Consider the following 21,518-nt stretch of genomic DNA (forward strand, 5'->3'; position numbering starts at 1 on the left):
GATCTCGTTTTCGCGACTAGCAAGGCAGAAAAGCTTCGCACTCTAGCTTTTGCCTTCATGAGTCAGGAATTAATATGCTCTCAACCGTTTCACATTGCAAAAATCAAATATGAAGGCATTCTAGGCACCACCAGTGTCAACTGAAATCCTTTTTTACGGCCTAATTTTATCGGTTTACTTAAATTGCCATATATTCATGATTAAAAAACCTTTGTGCGCGAAACCGATTTCGAAAGATAATAAAACCCTACACCAGTGGGCATGAGCACCAGTGCATCGTCACCAGCGATGACATGTTCGACGATGGCTTGTTGCTGGTGACGGAACTGGTTATAACCGAAAACGGCTTGGAGGATGTGTTGTGGCGATTGGTTTGCCATGCTGGCAAACCTATATCTTGTTATAGGGATTAACTAAAGTGTCGACAAGCTCATGCAGTGCTTTACGCATCTGCTCTTCACTGACTTCCATCAGCAACCCATCTTCGAGCGCATCCTGAGCAATTTGTTTGAGTTCATCAAAATTTTCAGTCATGACTTTGACCTTTTCGGTGCAGGAAACCACCGAACCATCGTCACGTACCCATTTTGGCCACTCATTTGTCATGCACTTGCTCTCAATTGCTCTGTTCTAACGCTTGCAGCAATTTTACCAGCGCCTGGCCGCGATGGCTCATCTTGCTTTTTATTTCTAGGGGTAACTCAGCCACCGTTTTGCGCGTGGTCAGGTCCATAAACAACGGGTCATAACCAAAGCCTTCACTACCGCGAAACTCGCGCAGAATTTCACCCTGCCACAGGCCATCGGCAATGATAGGCTGCGGGTCTTGCGGTGAGCGCACCAGGACTAACACGCTGTAAAAATAAGCACGGCGATCACTCTCGCGCGCCATCACTGTGAGTAACTTGTCGTTGTTTCGTTCATCTTGCGTGAGTAGGCTATTGGCCGGTTGCGGGCCAGCATAGCGCGCCGAAATCACGCCCGGCGCCCCTTGCAAGGCATTCACACACAAGCCGGAGTCATCTGCCAGCGCAGGCAGCCCAGTGTGGGCACTGGCATGGCGGGCTTTGGCCAGGGCGTTTTCTACAAACGTGCCAAAAGGCTCGGGGCACTCCGGCACATTAAATTCGGCTTGCGATACGATCTCGATATTGAGCGGCGCCAGCACATGCGCGATTTCACGGATTTTGCCTTTATTGCCGGAGGCGATAACCAGTTTGTTGAATGGCAAGGCCATGTTTATGCCTGCAACGCCTGTTGTTGAATGTTGGCTATTTCAGCAATGCCTTTGGCGGCTAAATCCAGCATCTGGTTCATGGTGTCGCGGCTAAATGGCTCACCTTCGGCCGTCCCCTGAATCTCGACAAAGCCGCCATTGCCGGTCATGACCACGTTCATATCCGTGTCGCAGTCGGAGTCTTCGATATAGTCCAAATCTAAGACCGGCGTGCCTTGATAAACGCCCACCGAAATCGCGCCCACAGAATCCTTGATCGGGGTTTCTGTCAGCAGGCCTTTTTGCAACAGCGTAGACACGGCATCGACCATCGCCACATAGGCGCCAGTGATGCTGGCGGTGCGCGTGCCGCCATCGGCCTGAATGACGTCACAGTCGAAATGGATAGTGCGTTCGCCCAGTTTTTGCAGGTCAATCACGGCGCGCAGGCTGCGGCCAATCAGGCGCTGGATTTCTTGTGTACGGCCACTTTGCTTGCCGCGAGCGGCTTCTCGGTCCATGCGAGAACCTGTCGAACGTGGCAGCATGCCGTATTCAGCCGTCACCCAACCCTGGCCTTTGCCCTTTAAAAAACCAGGTACTTTTTCTTCTACGCTGGCGGTGCAAATCACGTGCGTATCCCCAAACTTCACCAGCACAGAGCCCTCGGCGTGCTTGGTATAGTGGCGGATAATGTCGATGGCACGCAACTGGTCGTTGGCGCGCTGGCTAGGTCTGATCATGGTGGACAACTTTCGGTTATTTAATATGTTGCCGGGTTCTACCCAGCGCTTCCTGTATTTCGGCAATGGCCTTTTCAATTTCGTCATCGGTCAGGTCCAGCGCGTATTGGCTGGGCGGGGCCGTGGTTTCATTCATCATGGTGGTAGTGACGTCTACCGGTAAATCCAGCGTTGAGATCGTCAGCGGACTGGTCACGCGCTGCCCCCATTGCAAGGCAATCGCGCTCATATTATCGCCCACCGTGATGCTGGCGTGATCCGCATCATCCAACAGCCTGCCCACACCATCATTGATATCTGCCGCCAGCATATGCTGCGCCATGCTGATTTCTGGCACCGCATTCCACACGCCATCCGAGCACAGCATAATCACATCGCCTTCACGCAACGGAATCGGCGCCGCCAACTCAGCCTGCGGTGCGCGATCGCCACCAATGCAATTATAAATTTTATTACGGTGCGGGTGATGGTCTACTTCATCAGCGGTGATTTTTCCCTCACGTAACAACGACTGCACCACCGAGTGATCTTCGGTCTGAAATTCGACCAGCCCATTGCGGTAGAGATACGCGCGCGAATCGCCCACATGCGCACAAAACAATTTGTTGTGCTGGATCAACGCCACGACAATGGTGGTGCGGGGCGACTCCAGCAAGCGCTTTTGCAAGCGCACATTTTCAATCACATCATGCGCGCGGGCAATTTGCTCACGCAGAAATTGTGCTGGCTGGGTAATCATGGGCTGCGACTCGCGCTGAAACGCCTCTATCATGGTTTTGACCGCGATTTCAGCGGCGACATCGCCATGCTGGTGGCCGCCCATGCCATCGGCCAACACCATAAAAATGGCATGCCTGTGATAAGAATACGCCAGCCTGTCCTGATTATATGGCCGCGGCCCCTGGCGGCTGCCTTGTGCAATGGTGAACTTCATAGCGGTTTGTTCAGCACCTTGATGATTTTATCCACCAGCGACCCGCGCGGATCTTCTGCCACGCGAATGCCGATCATTTTTTTCTGTAATGAGAACACGCTTTGCGGCCGTGATAAATAATCCAGCTGCATGCATTCATCAATAATCGCCAGCAATTTTTCAGAGTATATCTGTTTACCCAGCTCCATCGCAGGCACCAGCGTATCATTTTTCAGCCTGAGATTGGCCGAGACGGGCGATGCGCGTTGCAAACAGGCGTACATGCTGGCACCGATGCTGTAAATATCGCTCCATGGCCCCAGGTGTTTACGGTCTATATATTGCTCTGGCGGCGCAAAGCCCGGCGTGTAGGTTGGCGCCAATGTTACTTCAGACAAGGCCTGGCGCGCCGATCCGAAGTCCAGCAGCATCGGTGAGCCATCGAGACGGATATAAATATTGGCCGGTTTGATATCCAGATGCAGCAATTTGCGCGTATGCACCTCGCGCAAACCATTGAGCAATTCGACAAACATGCGGATCAAAAAGCTCTCCGGCACCGGTTGCGACAAGGCCATGATGTAATCTTGCAGCGACTTGCCGCGCTCATACTTCATGACCATGTAAACGGTATTGTTGGCACGGAAGAAGTTTTTCACGCGCACGATGTTTTTGTGCTCGATATTGGCCAGCGCCAGGCCCTCTTCAAAAAAGCACTTCATGCCATGTTTGTAGGCAGCTTCGTTTTTACCGTTGGAGCGGATATGCGTGTGTTCGTCACGCTCAGCCAGCGTTACCGGCATGTATTCTTTAATCGCCACCGTGTTTTTTTGCAGGTCTTGCGCCAAATAGACGAAACTAAACCCGCCCAGACTCAACACCCGTGTAATGGTGTAGTCATGCAGCGCAGTGCCGACTGGCAAGGCAAAATCATATTTATTAGAGAGCTTCACTAACGCTTTAACGACACAATCATGGCTTTTATTAAGGGAAACCTGCATGCAATGCCTTGCGATACCACCACCAGCACAGGTTTCTTTTATCTGAATGCTATTTTCGCATATCGATAGCGCATTTGATACAATCGTCCAGTTTGCCCGGAGACGCAAGGTAGCCACGAAAATGACCACAAAAAAAACCAACAACCAACCTATTTTAAGCATGACCGGCTTTGCCGCGAGCGAAGCCCGATTTCCGGGTGGCCTGCTGCTGATTGAACTGCGGGCAGTGAATCATCGCTACCTTGAACTCAATGTCAAAATTGAAGACAGCTTGCGCCAGTTTGAAGCGCTGATTCGCGAACAACTGCAAACCCGCCTCGGCCGTGGCAAAGTGGAATGCCGCATGAGCCTCAAGAGTGATGCCGCTGCGACCACGCTCTCACTCAACCCGGCCATGGTGACGCAGATTGCACAAACGCTCAGCGAGCTGCAACAGCATTTTCCGCAAGCCCAACCGATCAACCTGGTCGACGTGTTCAAACTGCCCGGCGTCTTGCAAACGGAAGCCGCAGATGCCGAGGCCATGGCACAAAGCGTGCAAAGCGGGTTGTCGCAGGGCATTGATGAACTGATTGCCGCCCGTGCGCGTGAGGGCGAAAAACTCAAACAGGTATTGCTCGACCGCCTGCAAGGCGTGCGCGAACAAATCAGCATCGTCAAACCACTGCTGCCCACGCTGGTGAGCCAGTATCAGGAAAAACTGACGGCCAAACTACGCGAAGCCATGCAGGCAGATGACGACCGCGTACGTCAGGAAATCGTGCTCTATGCACAGCGCATTGATGTGGATGAAGAACTGGCACGCTTGCAATCGCACATTACTGAGATGGACCGTATTCTGCAGGCCGGTGGCGCCATGGGTAAAAAGCTGGACTTTTTGATGCAGGAAATGAACCGCGAAGCCAATACCTTGGGCTCAAAATCGGTTGCGATTGAAACAACCCAAGTCTCTATGCAGCTCAAAGTGCTCATTGAGCAAATGCGCGAGCAGATTCAGAATATTGAGTAAACCACATACGCTGCACCAAAATCGTGATTCCAAAACGCACCGAAATGGTGCGTTTTGTTTTGATAGTAAGCGCTTAAAAACCATAACAATATGATTTAAAACACTATTATTTGCTGGCACACGGCTTGCTCTTATTTAATTGAATTTTACAAGCAAGGCAAAGGTCCAGCATCATGACGCAATCGGCCAAACAGTTTTTTGATGAAATGCAGGGCTATGGGGGCAATGTCCGCGCGATTTACCAGGCGTATAACCGCTGGTTAAGCGATGTCCCGACACAACAGCTAGCCGCGAAGCGCGCCGAAGCGGAAGTATTGTTCCGCCGTGTAGGCATTACATTTAACGTCTATGGCGAAGAAGATGGTGCCGAACGCCTGATTCCGTTTGATGTGATTCCACGCATGATTTCCGCCAGTGAATGGGCACATTTGTCCAAAGGCGCCGTGCAACGCGTGCGCGCACTCAATATGTTTTTGCATGATATTTATCATGACCAAGAAATCATTAAGGCTGGCATTGTCCCGCATAGCATCTTAACTAACGCACAATATCGACCAGAAATGGTGGGCGTGACTGTGCCCAACCAAGTCTACGCGCATGTAGCGGGCATTGATTTGGTGCGCACCAGCGAATCGCAGTTTTATGTGCTGGAAGACAATTTGCGCACGCCGTCTGGCGTCTCGTATATGCTGGAAGACCGCAAAATGATGATGCGCTTGTTTCCGGATTTATTTAAAAAATATCCGATTGCGCCAGTCGAGCATTACCCGCATGTGTTGTTGAACAATTTGCGCTCAGTAGCGCAAACTGGCGTCACTGACCCGACCGTGGTCCTGCTTTCTCCAGGTGCTTACAACAGCGCCTACTTTGAACATGCCTTCCTCGCCCAGCAAATGGGTATCGAACTGGTAGAAGGCCAAGATTTGTTTGTCCGTAATAACGCCGTCTATATGCGCACCACACAAGGCCCGCAAAGGGTGGATGTGATTTACCGCCGCATCGACGACGACTTCCTTGACCCTCTGGTGTTCAAGCCCGACTCCCTGTTGGGCGTGCCAGGTCTGCTCTCCGTCTACCGCAATGGTGGCGTCACGTTAGCCAACGCCGTGGGCACCGGCGTAGCTGACGACAAGGCGACGTATGTCTACGTGCCGGAGATGATTAAGTTCTATCTGGGTGAGTCTCCCATCCTGCAGAACGTGCCTACGTATCAACTCAGCAAGGAAGATGATCTGGCCTACGTGCTGGATCATCTGCCCGAGCTGGTCGTGAAAGAAGTACAAGGCTCTGGTGGCTATGGCATGCTGGTCGGTCCGGCGGCCAGCAAGCAAGAAATCGAAGAATTCAGGTTACGCATTGTGTCTAAACCGGCCAATTATATTGCTCAGCCGACTTTGGCACTGTCTACCTGCCCAACGCTGGTCGAGCAAGGCATCGCCCCGCGCCATGTCGATTTGCGCCCGTTTGTGCTGTCAGGCAAAACAGTCAGCTTGGTGCCCGGCGGTTTGTCGCGCGTGGCGCTCAAAGAAGGCTCATTGGTGGTGAACTCGTCGCAAGGCGGCGGCACCAAAGATACCTGGGTGCTGGAGCGAGATGACATCAGTGTAGAAACTTCGCAGTCGCAAATGGCTGCCCAACAAGTGAATCAAGAGGCCGTGATATGTTAAGCCGTACTGCAGACCATTTATATTGGATGGCACGTTATATTGAGCGCACCGAAAACGTGGCACGCGTGCTGGATGTGACCTATAACATGTCGCTGCTGCCTACCGACAGCAGTGATGAAGCCGCGCTGTGGGATACAGTGCTGGAAATTGCCGGTATCCGCGATATCTATGACAAAACCTATAAAGAACTCAATGCTGCCAATGTGATTAAACACCTGGTGATGGATAGCAATAACCCCTCGAGCATTTATAGCTCTTTGCGTAGCGCCCGTGAAAACGCGCGGGCCGTGCGTGTGGCCATGACCACCGAAACCTGGGAAAACATGAACACGCTATGGCTGGAGTTCGGCCAATATATCAAGCAAGACCTGACAGTCAGCGGCTTGAGCGAGTTTTGCGAATGGGTCAAAAGCCGCTCGCATTTATTCCGCGGTGTGTGCTTTGGCACCATGTTGCGCGATGAAGCGTTTAGCTTTGTGCGCCTGGGCACGTTTATGGAGCGCGCGGACAATACCGCACGCCTGCTGGACGTGAAATATGAATTTTTAATCCCCATGCAAGAGGCCAATGACGGCGCGGTGGATTACTACGAATGGAGCGCGGTGCTGCGCTCAGTGTCTGCGTTTCAGGCCTATCAGAAGGTTTACCGCGATGCGATTGAGCCGATGAAAGTGTCTGAACTGCTGATTTTACGTGAAGATATGCCACGCTCACTGCATGCCTGTTACGCCGAAATCATGCCGATTTTGCGCCAGGTGGCCGGTAGCCGCCAAACCGAGGCGGAGCGTTTAGCCGGGCAAATGCATGCCAAACTGCACTACGGCCGCATGCTGGATATTTTAAAAGATGGCGTACACCACTTTTTAGATGAGTTTATTTTGGCCAACCGTAAATTAGGTGAAGAAATACAACGCAATTTTTTAAGTGCGACGGTCTGACAAGCAGATTATAGATGGCCATAAACCTCTTCACGCGCAGCCTGCGATCAACAGTGCTGCGCTGTTGACGTTGGTGCTCACCAATTATGTTACTCAATATTGAACACCAGACACATTATGTGTTTAGCGAGGTGGTGCCATACACCATCCAACAATTGCGCCTGACGCCGCGCAATGGCGAGGGCCAACAGGTCAAGCATTGGCAGATCAAGGTTAATGGTCAACTCACCGCATTTGAAGATGCTTTTGGCAATCTGGCTCACACCCTGGTCATAGATCAGCCACATGAGGAACTGGTCATCACCGTCTGCGGTGAAGTGGAAACCGGCGTTGAACCCACCACGCCTTCACAGACCTTAGCGCTGGACGTCTATCTGCGAGAGACACCACTAACGCAGGCAGATGCCGCCATGGCGGCGTTTGCACACCAATTTGCCGCTGCGCCATTGACGGACATGATGCAGGCCTTGCGTGAACACATGCAATACATCCCGGGCGCCACCCTGGTCGACACCCCCGCCGCCGAAGCGTTTCGGCTAGGCAAAGGCGTGTGCCAGGACCATGCGCACACCTTTATTGGCTGCTGCCACCAGTTGGGCCTACCGGCGCGCTACGTGAGTGGCTACCTGTTCACCGCCGATGGCCACCTGATGCAAACCCATGCCTGGGTCGATGTCTGGCAACACGACCAGTGGCTGGGGCTGGACGTGTCTAATGGTATATTGACCGACGAAACGCATGTCAGGCTGGCAACCGGCTTAGACTACCGCAGCGCCAGCCCGGTCACGGGCTCGCGCATGGGCGGTGGTCGTGAAGGCATGGCAAGCATGGTGCATGTCAACCAGCACGGCAGCCTAACCGACAAACAGCGTGCGCAATATCAACAGCAACTTCGACAACAAGCCCAGGCGGCGCAGCAGTAGTCGCTGCGCATGCTATGATGATTTTTTAACTCCTCTTTTTCGCTCTTTACGCTTATGACTTACTGTGTTGGTATTTTGCTAGAACAAGGCCTGGTGCTGGCGTCGGATACGCGCACCAATGCAGGCGTCGATCAGGTGGCGATTGCGCCCAAGATGCACGTGTTCGAGGTGCCTGGCGAGCGCATGATTGTGTTGCTCACGGCAGGCAACCTGGCCATTACCCAATCGGTGATTAATCTGTGTCGCGAACAACTCAAATCGCCTGAGCCGCATGCGCACCTGCACAATGTGCAATCGCTGTTTGAAGCGGCCACCGTGGTGGGGGCTGCCATGCGTGCGGTACACCAGCGCGATGGCAAAGCGCTTAAAGAGCACAGCATTGATTTTAGCGCCAGTATCCTGGTCGCTGGACAAATCAAGGGCGAAAAACCACGCCTGTTTAATGTCTATGCCGCCGGTAACTTTATTGAAGCCACCGCCGATACACCTTACCTGCAAATCGGCGAAACCAAATACGGCAAACCGATTATTGATCGCGTCATCAAACATCAAACCAATGTGACAGATGCGGTAAAATGCGTACTGATTTCGTTTGACTCCACTATCCGCAGCAATATTTCTGTGGCTTTACCGATTGATTTGATGATATACCGCACTGACACCTTTAGCGCCGATTGTCGGCAACGACTGACGGAAAACGATCCTTACTACGCCAGCATCCGCAAGGGCTGGGGCGAAGGACTCAAATCCGTTTTTTCTTCACTGCCTAACCCTGAATGGTGTGCCTCATGAGCCAAGGTCATTTATTTGTGATTTCTGCCGCCTCTGGGGCGGGTAAAACCAGCCTAGTGCGCGCCATGCTGGCGCAAGACCCGATTTTAAAACTATCGGTGTCGCATACCACGCGCCAGCCACGCCCAGGCGAAGAAGATGGGATTCATTACCATTTTGTGCCTGAATCGGTGTTTATGGACATTTTGGATAAGGGCGGCTTTCTCGAAAGCGCGCATGTACACAGTGCGCGTTATGGCACCGCGCAAAGTGAGGTCGAAAATGCATTGGCCTCCGGCCGTGATGTGATCCTCGAGATCGACTGGCAAGGGGCGCAACAAATCCGCACCCTGTTTCCGCAAGTCACCTCCATTTTTATTTTACCGCCGTCGATTGATGCGCTGGCGCACCGCCTGAACAACCGCGGCCAGGACAGTGAAGCCGTGATTACGCAGCGACTGGCGGCGGCGCGTGAGGAGATGCGTCACGTGCATGAGTTTGATTATGTTACAATTAATGATAATTTTGACGTGGCCTTGCAGGATCTGATGGCGATTGTTCGCGCCCAGCGCTTGCAGTTAAACCGCCAGGTTGCCTGCCACGCGTCATTGATTCAATCACTTACCTGACCCAGCGCGCATGCACGCTGCATGTAGGCTCACATATTAAGAGGTTTTTATGGCACGTATTACTGTCGATGATTGCTTGGACAACATCTCAAACCGTTTTCAGTTAACATTGGTGGCGGCTTATCGCGCCAGACAAATCGCTAATGGCTCAGACCCGTTAGTCAGTGGTTACTCACAAAAAGACAAACCTACCGTGATTGCCTTGCGTGAAATCGCCGCCGGCAAAATCGGCGTAGAACTGTTAGAGAAAAAGGGCCAAGCATAAACAGCTATGCCCCACAGCCAAGGCGATTCTGCCCATCGCAAGTCCAGATCTCCTCTGGAAGAAGTGGACTTGCTCCCCGCTGACCGTGAGGACTCCCCCCTTACCCAGCTGATCCGCAAGTATCTCAACGAAGAAGAAGTGCAACTGGTCTGGCAAGCGTATCGCTATGCCGAGCAGGCGCATGCCGGTCAAACCCGCAAGACCGGCGAACCCTATATCACCCACCCGATTTCTGTCGCCTGCATCCTGGCCAAACTACATCTCGATTTACCCACCCTGCTGGCGGCGTTGCTGCATGATGTGGTGGAAGATACCGAAGTAGACAGTGCGGCGATTGCCGAGCGCTTTGGCAAACAGGTGGCGGACCTGGTCGATGGCCTGACCAAGCTCGATAAAGTAGAGCTGCAAACGGCCACTCAGGCACAAGCGGAAAACTTCCGCAAAATGCTGCTAGCCATGAGCCAGGATGTGCGAGTGATTCTGGTCAAACTGGCCGACCGTCTGCACAACATGCAAACGCTGGAGGCCATGCGACCAGAAAAACAAAAACGCATCGCGCGTGAAACGCTGGATATTTACGCGCCGATTGCCAACCGGCTGGGCCTCAACCCGATTTACCATGAGTTGGAAGACTTAAGCCTCAAATACCTCTACCCTAACCGCCACCACGTGATTGATAAGGCGATTCGCCTGGCACGTGGCAACCGCAAAGAGGTCATCAGCAAGATTCTGGAAGCCATCCAAAACCAGCTGAAGCAATATCATATTGAATATGATGTCGAAGGTCGCGAAAAACACCTTTACAGCATTTATAAGAAAATGGCCGAAAAATCGATGAAATTGTCGCAAATTGGCGACATTTACGGTTTTCGCGTCATCGTTAAAGACACCGCTGCCTGCTATCTGGCACTTGGCGCGTTGCATGCCTTGTATAAGCCGATTCCTGGCCGGTTTAAAGACTATATTGCCATCCCCAAAGCCAATGGTTATCAGTCTTTGCATACCACGCTGTTTGGTCCGTTTGGCACGCCAATTGAAGTGCAAATCCGTAGCCAGGAGATGCACAACATTGCCGATGCGGGCGTCGCTGCGCACTGGCTGTATAAAACCACCGATGCGCACCTGACCAAACTGCAACAGCAAACCCACCAGTGGCTGCAGCGCCTGGTTGAAATACAGACCGAAAGTGACGATAGCCACGAGTTTCTGGAAAACTTTAAAGTCGACTTGTTCCCGGATGAAGTCTATGTGTTTACGCCCAAAGGTAACATCATGGCCTTGCCGCGTGGCTCGACTGCCGTCGACTTTGCCTATGCCGTGCACTCTGACGTCGGCAACAGTTGCGTCGCGGTGAAAATCAATAACGAACTGGCACCGCTGCGCACAGAAATGCGTAATGGCGACCATGTCGAGATCATCACGGCGCCGTTGGCGAAACCGAATCCGGCTTGGCTCAATTATGTGGTCACTGGCAAAGCCCGCTCGCATATCCGCCACTACCTTAAAACCGTGAAGGTAGAAGAGTCGGCACAACTGGGCGAGCGTATGCTCAATGTGGCCTTGCGCGCCATGCATATAGAACCGGCCGAGATTAGCGATAAGCAATGGCAAAAGGTGATGAACGACTATGGCAGCAAAACCCGCCAGACCATTCTCACCGATATCGGCCTCGGCAAACGTAATAGCCTGATGGTCGCCCATCAGTTACTGGCGCATCCGTCAGATGCTGAGGATAAGTCTGGCAAAGTACTGGATACCATTACCATTCGCGGCTCAGAAGGCATGGCAGTGCAGTTTGCCCCTTGCTGCCGCCCGATTCCTGGCGATCCGATTCTGGGCTTTATCAATAAAGACAAAGGCCTGGTCATCCATACCCACGATTGTCCGGCGATTCGCAAATTCAGGCTGGACCCGGAAAAATGGCTGGATGTGGAGTGGGATGCCGATCCGAAAAAACTGTTCAGCGTTAATTTACGCATCACGGTGGTTGACGAGCGCGGCATGCTCGCAAAAGTGGCAGCGACCATCTCCAATGCGGACGCCAACATTGATAATGTCAGTGTCGAAGTCAGCGATGGCAGTCAGTATTCCAACGTCAACTTTACTGTGCAGGTGCATAACCGCGTGCACCTGGCGACCCTGATCCGCAACCTGCGCAAAATTCAGCAAATTGTGCGTATTAACCGGGTTAAAGGTAACCAGCTGGAACAACGTATCCAGTAATTGCGTCTGAGCCTGCATGCGTCTCTTGAGCGAAATCAAAGGTTTTTCGCCTGCCTTGTGCAGCCAGCTAGCAAAACTGGGCATTCAGTCGGTACAGGCATTGTTGCTGCATTTGCCATTACGCTACCTCGATGAAACCCGCATTACCGCCATCCGTGACTTACGCCTCGGCGAACAGACACAGATTGAAGGCGTGGTAGTGCACAACGAGGTCGCCTACAAACCGCGCAAAATGCTCAATGTCAGGCTGCAAGACGACACCGGCCTCATTAATCTGCGCTTTTTACATTTTTATCCCAGCCAGGTGGCTGCCATGCAAACCGGCCAGCGTTTACGTGTGTTTGGCGAAGTGCGGCCCGGCTTTTTTGGCTACGAAATGGTGCACCCGACGCAGCGCAAAGTTGGCGAAGATACGCCGGTCAATAGCGCCCTAACCCCCGTCTACCCGACCACCGCGGGGCTGGGGCAATCGGCGATTCGCAAAGCCATGCACCAGGTGTTGAAAGCTGAGTATTTAGACGAAACCCTGCCCGACTGGGTATATCAATCCATGCAGTTGCCGAGTTTTGCCAGCAGCTTGCAGTTGCTGCACCAACCTCCTCCCGAGGTTGCGCTGGCCTCACTGGAAGACCGCACGCATCCGGCCTGGCAACGCCTGGCTTATGACGAACTGCTGGCGCAGCAATTATCGATGCGGCAGCACTATGCGCGGCGCAAACAATCGCGCGCGCCCGCGATCTCTGCCTCAACCACCCTGGTGGCTCGTCTGCTGGCCAATCTACCCTTTACCCTCACCGCCGCCCAGCAAAAAGTGGTGGCTGAAATTGGGCATGACCTGGCGCAGCCACACCCGATGCAGCGCCTGCTGCAAGGCGATGTCGGCAGCGGCAAAACCATTGTTGCCTGCCTGGCAGCTTTGCAATTGATCGAGGCTGGCTGGCAAGTCGCCATGATGGCCCCGACCGAGATTCTGGCCGAACAGCATTACAAAAAACTCTGTGACTGGCTGCAGCCACTGGGCATCACCGTGGCCTGGCTCACTGGCAGCCAACACAAAAAACAGCGTGAGCAATCACTTACGTTGATCGCCAGCGGCGAGGCCATGTTAGCCGTCGGCACACATGCGCTGTTTCAGGAGGATGTGCAGTTCAAACAATTGGGCTTAGCCATTGTGGATGAACAGCACCGCTTTGGCGTTGGCCAACGGCTGGCTTTACGCAAAAAAGGCCAGCACAGCCAACTGGAGCCGCACCAGCTCATGATGTCTGCGACACCAATTCCGCGTACTTTGTCCATGAGCTATTACGCCGACCTCGATGTGTCGGTGATTGATGCGCTGCCACCAGGCCGCACGCCAATTATCACCAAACTGGTGGCTGATGACAGACGTGAAGAAATTTTGCAGCGCGTACACGACGCCTGCGCCCAAGGGCATCAGGCGTATTGGGTGTGCCCGTTGATTGAAGAATCAGAGGTGCTGCAATTACAAACCGCCAATGACACCTTTGCCTACATGCAGCAGACTTTTCCTCAACTTAAAGTGGGTCTGGTGCATGGCCGTATGAAGCCTGCCGAAAAGCAGGCCGTGATGCAGGCCTTTTCTGCCAACGAGATTCACCTGCTGGTGGCCACCACGGTGATTGAGGTCGGCGTTGATGTGCCGAATGCGAGTTTAATGGTGATTGAACATGCCGAACGCATGGGGTTAAGCCAGTTGCATCAGCTACGCGGCCGTGTTGGCCGTGGCGCAGCCAAAAGCACCTGCATTCTGCTCTATAGCAAGCAACAATGTTCGCAAATCGGCCGCCAGCGTTTAAAGGTAATTTTTGAGAGCAACGATGGCTTTCAAATCGCCCAAGCCGATTTGCATATTCGCGGCCCCGGCGAGTTGCTGGGCACACGCCAAAGCGGTGTCCCCATGCTTAAGATTGCCGATCTGGAGCGGGATATGGCGCTACTGGACACCGCCAAAACCACCGCAGACCAATTATTGCAGCGTGACCCTGCCGCGGTAACGGCCCATTTACAACGCTGGTTAAGTCAGGGCGAAGAATGGATCAAAGTTTAGTTGAGCCGACGATGCAACACCTTGCGCGCGCTGCTGGTTGAAGATGGCTTGTCATCGCCTGAGATGGCTGCCTGCAAACTGGCCTCAAACTCATGCAAAGGCAAAGGGCGGCTAAACAGGAAACCCTGAAAAGAATGGCAGCCCATGTTCTGCAACATGGCCATTTGCTGCTGCATCTCTACCCCTTCAGCAATCACGCTGTGGCTCAGGTTTTTGCCCATATTGATGATCGTCTGCACAATAAACGAGTCGTAGTTGTTATGCACAATATCTTTTATAAAGCTGCGGTCAATTTTTAACTCGTCGAGTGGCAATCGCTTTAATACCGATAACGAAGACTGGCCGATGCCAAAGTCATCCAGCGAAAAAGTGATGCCCAGCGCTTTCAGGGCATTAATCTTTTCAATCACCTCATCAATATTTTTCACGATCAGGCTTTCGGTCAGCTCCAAACGCAAGCATTTGGCGTCGCAACCACTGGCCAACACCGTCTCTTTCACCATCTGCACAAAATCTGGCTGGCCAAATTGAATCGCACTGACATTGACGGACAATTTCAACTTGGCCGTGTGCACAGACTGCGACCAATGTTTAAGTTGCGCACACGCCTGCGCCAGCACCCATTGCCCAATCGACACAATTTCACCGGTTTCTTCGGCAATCGGAATAAACTGGTCCGGCGGGATCATGCCCAATGTCGGATGTTGCCAGCGCAACAATACCTCGGCACCAGTGGGCTGCTGCAATTCATCCACTTGCACCTGGTAATACAGCAGCAATTGCTTGGCCTGCAGCGCGAAAGCCAACTCATTCTCGAGCATGGCGCGCATTTCAACCGCCGGGTGCACGGCTTCGTCGTACATTTGAATACTGTTGAGGTTATCCGATTTTTTTGCCTGATACATGGCGATATCGGCGCGGCGCAATACTTCCTCTTCTTTATACAAATCACCCAAAAACATGCAAATACCGATGCTGGGGGCGGTACGGTATTTACTGTTTTGCAACTCAAATGGCTGCGAAAACACTGCCATCATTTTTTCGGCCGTGGCCTGCGCGGCAGCAACTGCTTCTGCCTTGTCGGTCGATAACTCATCCAGCACGGCAATAAATTCGTCGCCACCCATACGCGCGATGGTGTCTTTTTTGCGTAAACACTGCTGCAACCGCAATGCCACTTGCTGTAATAACTCATCCCCGGCCTGATGGCCTTTGCTGTCGTTCAAGCCTTTAAAGTTGTTTAAATCCAGGCACAAGACCGCGCCATAATGCTGGTGACGCACGCAACGGGCAAAAGCCTGATTGAGGCGGTCGGTGAGCAAACGGCGATTTGGGAGACCGGTTAAAAAATCATAATAGGCCAACTGGTGTACTTTTTTATTATCCAGATTAGAGGCAATGCGCAACGAAATATTTTCGCGCAAACTGTTGGCGAGGCTGCGGCCAGCCACCGTCACGTAAATCACATAGACTATAAACAAAACGGCAAGCGCCAGTGAGACTGAACTGCCTTGTATCACAAAGCGCGGAATCATCAAAAACAAAATACCGCCGCTAAACAAGTTGGTACTTAAAGTGTCTACGGAATAAATAATAATGCCAGCGCCGGATACGCCGACCAACGCAAAAATCAAAAACGCCTGGTGTGCCGTGTCCGTCTCCGGAAAAAGTAAAATGCCACCCAGGCCCCAGGCCAGCCCGCAAAAGGCCGTGCTGGCACGAAACCATTGCAGCCATTGGCGACTATGCAGCTCGCGGTGCTGGTCTTTTAGATATTGATAAGTGAGATAAGCGCGGATGCCATAGGCCACCAGAAAAATACTGGACCACACCGCCAGAATGACGTGGTCTATCAGTTGCTGCTGCACGAGCAAAAGCGCAATCATGACCACGATGGCTGCCATCAATGATCTACGATTGTTTGCATACAGCATGCCGACAATTTCAGCGTGCAATGCCGATGATTCCGCCGTCGTGTTCAACGCACGTATCCCCTATCTATTTTATTGTTAGTGTCTTAACAACGGTTATGTCAGGTTGATACTTTAGTTTACAGAAACCATGATGCGCTTAAACCCAAGAAAAAACACTATATTCAATGTGGTTTTCAATCGAAAATAAGCAAAAAAATGTCAGCGATAGCAGCAATGTCATCCCAGCCGGTTAAAGTGCGGCAACCCATGTTGCCAATATCACACTGACCCAATGACCGCCAGCGTTGCTTGCAAAGCCACCACTTAAGACACAAACAGAGGTTTGAGTGCGGCCACGGCTAAATCAATAAATCCGCGCAATTTGGGCGGCATAAAGCGCTGCTTGGGGTAGACCAGATGCAGCGCATCCGCTTGCCCGCGCCATGCAGGCAATACCCGTTGCAAACCGCCAGCCGCTACCGTGGGTTGGCAGATAAAAGTCGGCAACAATGCCACACCTTGCCCGCTTTCAGCCATCGCCTGCACCACGCCTATACTGTTCACCAGCATGCGCCCATTGAGCGGCACCCGAATAGCGGTCGCCCCTTGCTGTAACTCCCAGTGGTGACGGCCCATGGGCGTAAATTGCACCGTTTGATGCTGGCTAAGATCCGCAGGCGTGGCAATCTGCCCGGCAGACTGCAAATAGTGCGGGCTGGCAAACAAGGCCCACTGTATGGTGCCCAACGATTTGGCAACCAAACTCGAATCACGCAATTCACCCGTCCGCAGCGCGACATCGACGCCTTCTGCCACCAGGTCAACATAACGCTCAGTCAGCATCAGCTCTAGCGACAACGCCGGATAAATTTGTTGCACCTGCGCCACCAGCCCGCCGAGCAAAGCATCGCCGAGGTCGGCCGGGGCCGTCACCTTGAGCACGCCTTGCGGTTGCTGACGCGCTTCATCCAGCGCCGCTTCGGCCTCCAGCAAATAGCCCAGGCCGGTAGCCGCATGCTCAAAGTACATGGCCCCGGCTTCTGTCAGGCTCAAGCGGCGCGTCGTGCGCTGCAGCAAAGTCACCCCCAGCCGCTGCTCCAGCCGCGCCACACGTGTGCTAATGGTCGACGTGGGTAAGCCCAGCTGACGCGCAGCCGCACTAAAACTGCCCGCCTGCACCACCTTCACAAAGACCGCTGTTTCATTAAAGTCCATACGCCATCGCCTATTATTCATTTAAATGAAAAGTGATTTTATATTTAACCATCTAGTCACCTAAAAGTCATCTGTTTATAGTGTCAACCATGCAAACACGCAAACCATTTTGAAAGGGCATCATCATGAAAAAACTGGCTTTTATCAAACGTAGCAATGGCAACCACTGGGTGGGTGACGGCTTTCCGGTACAGAGCATCTTTTCTTACCGTGATATTGCCAATGATATTTCTCCATTTTTGCTGATGGATTACGCTGGGCCTGCCAGCTTTGAGCCCACCACACACAGACGCGGCGTCGGCCAACACCCGCACCGTGGCTTTGAAACCGTGACCATTGTTTACGATGGCCAGGTCTCACACCACGACTCGACTAACGCCGGTGGCACCATCGGCCCCGGCGAAGTACAGTGGATGACCGCAGGCAAAGGCATTATTCACGAGGAATACCACGGCGATGACTATGCACGCAGTGGCGGCCCATTTGAAATGATCCAGTTATGGGTCAACTTGCCGGCCAAGGACAAAATGACCGCGCCAGGCTATCAGGGCATTACCCGTGCGCAGATCCCAGAAGTGGCGTTGCCAGAAGAGGCAGGCAAAGTGCGCGTGATTGCCGGTGAATACGCTGGCCACAAAGGCCCAGCCAATACATTTAGTCCGATGAATGTGTGGGATGTGCGCCTCAATGCCGGGACACGCACCACCTTCACGCTGCCAGAAGGCCATACCACCGCCATTTTTGTGCTGCATGGCGCGGTAAAAACCGGCGAAGTGCATACCATTCGCCCTGCCGAGTTGGCTGTGATGCAGCGTGAAGGCAATGAGCTGGTATTGCAGGCACAGCAAGACACAGTGTTGCTGTTACTCAACGGTGAGCCGCTGAATGAGCCAGTGGTGGGTCATGGCCCGTTTGTCATGAATACCTGGGAAGAAATTGACCAGGCCATTAATGACTTTAACCAGGGCCGTTTTGTCAGCGCATAACGGCTTGTAAAGTAGTCCAACATTTAAAAAAAAAGGATACACGGTCGTCAGCATTCACGCTTGACGCTGATGGCCGTGATTTCCAAACCATCTAACTATCTTGAGAGGATATTCATCATGCACAACACCCCTTATGTACGCCTGGACCGTGACAACGCCGTCGTTTTGCTGGTAGACCACCAGGCGGGCCTGCTATCGCTGGTACGCGATATTGAGCCAGACCGTTTTAAGAATAATGTATTGGCCTTGGCCGATGCCGCCAAATTTTTTAATCTGCCGACCATTTTAACCACCAGCTTTGAAACCGGCCCCAATGGCCCGTTAATGCCTGAGCTCAAAGCCCTGTTTCAAGAGGCGCCTTATATTGCCCGACCTGGCCAGATCAACGCCTGGGACAACGAAGACTTCGTCAAAGCCATTAAAGCCACCGGCAAAAAGCAGCTGATTATCGCTGGCGTCGTCACCGAGGTTTGCGTCGCCTTTCCTGCGCTATCTGCCATTGCCGAAGGGTTTGAAGTGTTTGTGGTGGCTGATGCCTCAGGCACCTTTAACGAACTGACCCGCGATGCCGCCTGGCGCCGCATGGAAGCGGCCGGTGCGCAAATGATGACCTGGTTTGGCGTCGCCTGCGAGCTGCACCGCGACTGGCGTAACGATATCGAAGGCCTGGGTGCCTTATGCGCCAACCATATTCCTGACTACCGCAATTTGATGACGGCATTCAATGCGCAACAAGCCCGTTAAACCACGGGCACACCGCAGACGCTGTGGAACTTTGTTCGCCTGTTTTGCGTCTAAAACAAGTATTGTTTATTTGCAATAAGCCATTAAGTATTTCCTACACCATCATAGGAATATTGCTTATTCAATACGCAGGTCAATCAGCGTAATCTGCAATTGTCGCGTGTGTAATGAAGTGTCGAATGCATTTCGGGTTTCATTCATCACACGACAATCACGGCAGCCTTTATGGCTGCCGTTTGTACTCAACGAATGAAGGAGTATGCATATGTTAAGCGGATCCAACACTCAGCGCGGCCAGGCTTACGCTACCTTCAAACACGGGCGCCCAACCGACCATGCCTGCTGCCAACAACACCTCTCGCCCGGTATCGTCAACAAGCCACGTAAACGAGCCCGAAACCCCTAAAACGCATCTTTAATCAGGCGGTACGCAAAGCATTGTCGCAGCCATGCGTAAGCCATGTGCCATCAAATCCATTCCGGGTGAATGGGGGCGTTTTTATCCCTCGACTCAGACCCGTTCAAGCATTGGGGGTTGTTATGCAACACACTGCAGAGATTGGAATTTCACCGCTCACATATCAGCCCGCCTATGAAGTGCTGGCCGAGAACGAACGCAAAAGCCAGGAGAAACTGCAAGACACTTTGCGCAAACTCTCCGCAATCACAGCTTTACATGCAAACCACAGCGCGCGCAGCGTACATGTCAAAAGTCATGGCCTCATTTACGCCGAAATGGAGATTTACGATCATCTGCCCGCAGCCTTGGCCCAAGGCATGTTTGCCAAAGCGCAAACCTTGCCACTGCTGATGCGCTTTTCAACCGTGCCAGGCGATATTTTGCATGACAAAACCGGCACGCCACGCAGCCTCGCCATCAAGGTACTGGGTGTCGAGGGTGAACGGCTGCCAGGCAGCGAAGCCGCCATCACCCAGAATTTTTTATTGGTGAACGGCGCCAGTTTCCTGTCCTCCAGCGTACAGGTGTTTCTCGCCAACCTCAAACACATGGCCACCACACCAGAAAGCAACACCGAGTTCAGGCATTTTTTATCGCAAATATTCCGCGCCACCGCCAAATTGGTGGAGTCACTCAAAAATGGCCAGCAAACCTTAATTAAAAATCTGCACCAATCACAAGAAACCAATATTTTAGGAGAAACCTACTTTAGCCAAGACCCGATTTTATACGGCAACTATATGGCCAAAATCGCTTTTGTGCCGATTGCGCCCGAGTTGCTCACCCTCACCAACAAACCGGTGGATACCCTCGCCTCCGATGGCCTCAGAAAGTCTATCGTCGATTACTTTATTGCCCACACCGCCGTGTGGGAGCTGCGCGTACAACTCTGCACCGATCTCCAGAAAATGCCGATTGAAGACTCAACCGTCATCTGGTCAACAGAGGCGTCGCCTTATCTCCCCATCGCCCGCATTACCGCCAAACCACAAATCGCCTGGAGCCCTTATCGTTCACACGTAGTCGATGAAGGCATGTTGTTCTCGCCCTGGCACGGTATTACGGCACACCGCCCTTTAGGCTCTGTCATGCGACTGCGAAAAATGAGCTATGAAATGTCTAAAAAACAACAACTAGCGCAAGAAGAAAGCCGCATCTGCGAACCGACCAGCTTTGATGATTTGTGTTAAGAACGCCAACGCCCAACCAACCAGACTTATTCGGTCGTTGGGCGTTAAACCGTTGCTTGGTTGCCGCTAAGGCAGGGCACTCAAGCTGACTAACGCTGCCCGCAACTCCGTCGCCTCAATCTCCCTCACCAAACGCTTAAGCTCAACGCCATCTTTCATAAAAATCAGCGTCGGCCATAGTTTCACGTGGAACGACCGCCCTAGCCTGCGGCCTTTACCATCTTCAATTTGAATGTGGCGGATATTTGGGAAATGACTGAGCGCAGAGGTGATTGTAGGTTGTGCGGCTTTACAATAGCCGCACCAAGTGGCGCCGAACTCAAGCAGAGTGGCGCCATTTAGGGCATTTACTTCTTCGCGGGTAGGTTCTCGATTTTCCATAGCCTATCTCTAACTCTCTCTCCCTCTGAGCTGTCAAGGAATCTCTGACAGCTCAGAGGGATGGACTTCACCCGCTTTACTAGACGATTATCAGGTTCCAATCTGTAACTTTTCAAACTCCATTGGACTCAGCTGATTGAGATGGCTGTGACGCCGTTTTCGATTGTAAAACACTTCGATATATTCAAATATCTCTGATTTAGCTTCCTCTCTTGATGCATAGATTTTTCGCTTCACTCGTTCCTTCTTTAAGCTACTAAAAA

Annotated in this window: 22 protein-coding genes; 12 read left to right on the forward strand and 10 right to left on the reverse strand. The window is 52.5% G+C overall.

The features are described 5' to 3' along the window. Window positions 1-200 precede the first annotated feature (200 nt). The 6 genes from E6Q52_RS13020 to E6Q52_RS13045 are packed head-to-tail and all read right to left on the reverse strand — an operon-like array spanning window position 201 to window position 3,873. On the reverse strand, window positions 201-380 hold the full coding sequence (locus E6Q52_RS13020; protein ID WP_292822737.1) for a hypothetical protein: 180 nt from the start codon (window positions 378-380) through the stop codon (window positions 201-203). A gap of 10 nt (window positions 381-390) precedes the next feature. Beyond that, window positions 391-606: a hypothetical protein gene (locus E6Q52_RS13025; protein WP_292822706.1), complete on the reverse strand. Its 216-nt coding sequence runs from the start codon at window positions 604-606 to the stop codon at window positions 391-393. Between the two features lie 10 nt (window positions 607-616). Next, complete coding sequence (gene rdgB / locus E6Q52_RS13030; RefSeq protein WP_292822708.1) at window positions 617-1,237, reverse strand: RdgB/HAM1 family non-canonical purine NTP pyrophosphatase; 621 nt, start codon at window positions 1,235-1,237, stop codon at window positions 617-619. Window positions 1,238-1,239: 2 nt separating this feature from the next. Continuing rightward, window positions 1,240-1,959: a ribonuclease PH gene (gene rph, locus E6Q52_RS13035; RefSeq protein ID WP_292822710.1), complete on the reverse strand. Its 720-nt coding sequence runs from the start codon at window positions 1,957-1,959 to the stop codon at window positions 1,240-1,242. Window positions 1,960-1,975: 16 nt separating this feature from the next. Beyond that, on the reverse strand, window positions 1,976-2,893 hold the full coding sequence (locus E6Q52_RS13040; protein ID WP_292822712.1) for a protein phosphatase 2C domain-containing protein: 918 nt from the start codon (window positions 2,891-2,893) through the stop codon (window positions 1,976-1,978). Beyond that, the gene (locus E6Q52_RS13045) at window positions 2,890-3,873 is read right to left on the reverse strand and encodes a serine/threonine-protein kinase (protein ID WP_292822713.1); all 984 of its coding nucleotides are present in this window, start codon (window positions 3,871-3,873) and stop codon (window positions 2,890-2,892) included. Before E6Q52_RS13045 ends, E6Q52_RS13040 begins: the two co-directional genes overlap by 4 nt. Window positions 3,874-3,994: 121 nt before the next feature. Between E6Q52_RS13045 and E6Q52_RS13050 the strand changes: the two genes are divergently transcribed. The 9 genes from E6Q52_RS13050 to recG all read left to right on the forward strand — a co-directional run bounded on the left by E6Q52_RS13050 (window position 3,995) and on the right by recG (window position 14,366). Further along, complete coding sequence (locus E6Q52_RS13050; RefSeq protein ID WP_292822715.1) at window positions 3,995-4,882, forward strand: YicC/YloC family endoribonuclease; 888 nt, start codon at window positions 3,995-3,997, stop codon at window positions 4,880-4,882. A 173-nt stretch (window positions 4,883-5,055) separates the two neighbouring features. Continuing rightward, window positions 5,056-6,549 carry a circularly permuted type 2 ATP-grasp protein gene (locus tag E6Q52_RS13055; protein ID WP_292822717.1) on the forward strand — a complete coding sequence of 498 codons (1,494 nt, stop codon included), beginning with the start codon at window positions 5,056-5,058 and terminating at the stop codon, window positions 6,547-6,549. Continuing rightward, complete coding sequence (locus tag E6Q52_RS13060; protein WP_292822719.1) at window positions 6,543-7,487, forward strand: alpha-E domain-containing protein; 945 nt, start codon at window positions 6,543-6,545, stop codon at window positions 7,485-7,487. Before E6Q52_RS13055 ends, E6Q52_RS13060 begins: the two co-directional genes overlap by 7 nt. A gap of 86 nt (window positions 7,488-7,573) precedes the next feature. Further along, on the forward strand, window positions 7,574-8,410 hold the full coding sequence (locus E6Q52_RS13065; RefSeq protein ID WP_292822721.1) for a transglutaminase family protein: 837 nt from the start codon (window positions 7,574-7,576) through the stop codon (window positions 8,408-8,410). A gap of 54 nt (window positions 8,411-8,464) precedes the next feature. Further along, complete coding sequence (locus E6Q52_RS13070) at window positions 8,465-9,202, forward strand: proteasome-type protease (protein ID WP_292822723.1); 738 nt, start codon at window positions 8,465-8,467, stop codon at window positions 9,200-9,202. Then, window positions 9,199-9,810, forward strand: a complete 612-nt coding sequence (gmk, locus tag E6Q52_RS13075) for a guanylate kinase (RefSeq protein WP_292822725.1) — start codon at window positions 9,199-9,201, stop codon at window positions 9,808-9,810. Before E6Q52_RS13070 ends, gmk begins: the two co-directional genes overlap by 4 nt. Before the next feature lie 49 nt (window positions 9,811-9,859). After that, window positions 9,860-10,075 (forward strand): DNA-directed RNA polymerase subunit omega, encoded by a 216-nt coding sequence (gene rpoZ / locus E6Q52_RS13080; protein WP_292822727.1) that lies wholly within the window; start codon window positions 9,860-9,862, stop codon window positions 10,073-10,075. A gap of 6 nt (window positions 10,076-10,081) precedes the next feature. Beyond that, entirely contained in the window at window positions 10,082-12,298 is a 2,217-nt protein-coding gene (locus E6Q52_RS13085) for a bifunctional (p)ppGpp synthetase/guanosine-3',5'-bis(diphosphate) 3'-pyrophosphohydrolase (protein ID WP_292822728.1), read from the forward strand. A gap of 16 nt (window positions 12,299-12,314) precedes the next feature. Then, window positions 12,315-14,366, forward strand: a complete 2,052-nt coding sequence (gene recG / locus E6Q52_RS13090) for an ATP-dependent DNA helicase RecG (RefSeq protein WP_292822729.1) — start codon at window positions 12,315-12,317, stop codon at window positions 14,364-14,366. Here recG and E6Q52_RS13095 read toward each other — a convergent pair. Next, a complete protein-coding gene (locus tag E6Q52_RS13095) occupies window positions 14,363-16,348 on the reverse strand; it encodes a bifunctional diguanylate cyclase/phosphodiesterase (protein WP_292822730.1) in 1,986 nt (661 codons plus the stop codon). The genes recG and E6Q52_RS13095 overlap by 4 nt on opposite strands. Before the next feature lie 255 nt (window positions 16,349-16,603). Further along, window positions 16,604-17,494 (reverse strand): LysR family transcriptional regulator, encoded by an 891-nt coding sequence (locus tag E6Q52_RS13100; RefSeq protein WP_292822731.1) that lies wholly within the window; start codon window positions 17,492-17,494, stop codon window positions 16,604-16,606. A 125-nt stretch (window positions 17,495-17,619) separates the two neighbouring features. Between E6Q52_RS13100 and E6Q52_RS13105 the strand changes: the two genes are divergently transcribed. The 3 genes from E6Q52_RS13105 (at window position 17,620) to E6Q52_RS13115 (ending at window position 20,874) form a co-directional block, all read left to right on the forward strand. After that, entirely contained in the window at window positions 17,620-18,480 is an 861-nt protein-coding gene (locus E6Q52_RS13105; protein ID WP_292822732.1) for a pirin family protein, read from the forward strand. Window positions 18,481-18,597: 117 nt separating this feature from the next. Further along, window positions 18,598-19,224, forward strand: coding sequence for an isochorismate family cysteine hydrolase YcaC (ycaC, locus tag E6Q52_RS13110; protein ID WP_292822733.1), 627 nt, complete (start codon window positions 18,598-18,600; stop codon window positions 19,222-19,224). 540 nt (window positions 19,225-19,764) lie between these two features. Next, a complete protein-coding gene (locus E6Q52_RS13115) occupies window positions 19,765-20,874 on the forward strand; it encodes a catalase family protein (RefSeq protein WP_292822734.1) in 1,110 nt (369 codons plus the stop codon). A gap of 66 nt (window positions 20,875-20,940) precedes the next feature. On the opposite strand, the gene E6Q52_RS13120 is transcribed toward E6Q52_RS13115, so the two are convergent. Both E6Q52_RS13120 and E6Q52_RS13125 read right to left on the reverse strand, forming a co-directional pair. Then, entirely contained in the window at window positions 20,941-21,255 is a 315-nt protein-coding gene (locus E6Q52_RS13120) for a thioredoxin family protein (protein WP_292822735.1), read from the reverse strand. 90 nt (window positions 21,256-21,345) lie between these two features. Further along, a partial coding sequence (locus tag E6Q52_RS13125) for an IS3 family transposase (RefSeq protein WP_292822736.1) occupies window positions 21,346-21,518 on the reverse strand: 173 nt, incomplete at its 5' end.

Source organism: Methylophilus sp. (assembly GCF_008015755.1).
Classification (GTDB): domain Bacteria; phylum Pseudomonadota; class Gammaproteobacteria; order Burkholderiales; family Methylophilaceae; genus Methylophilus.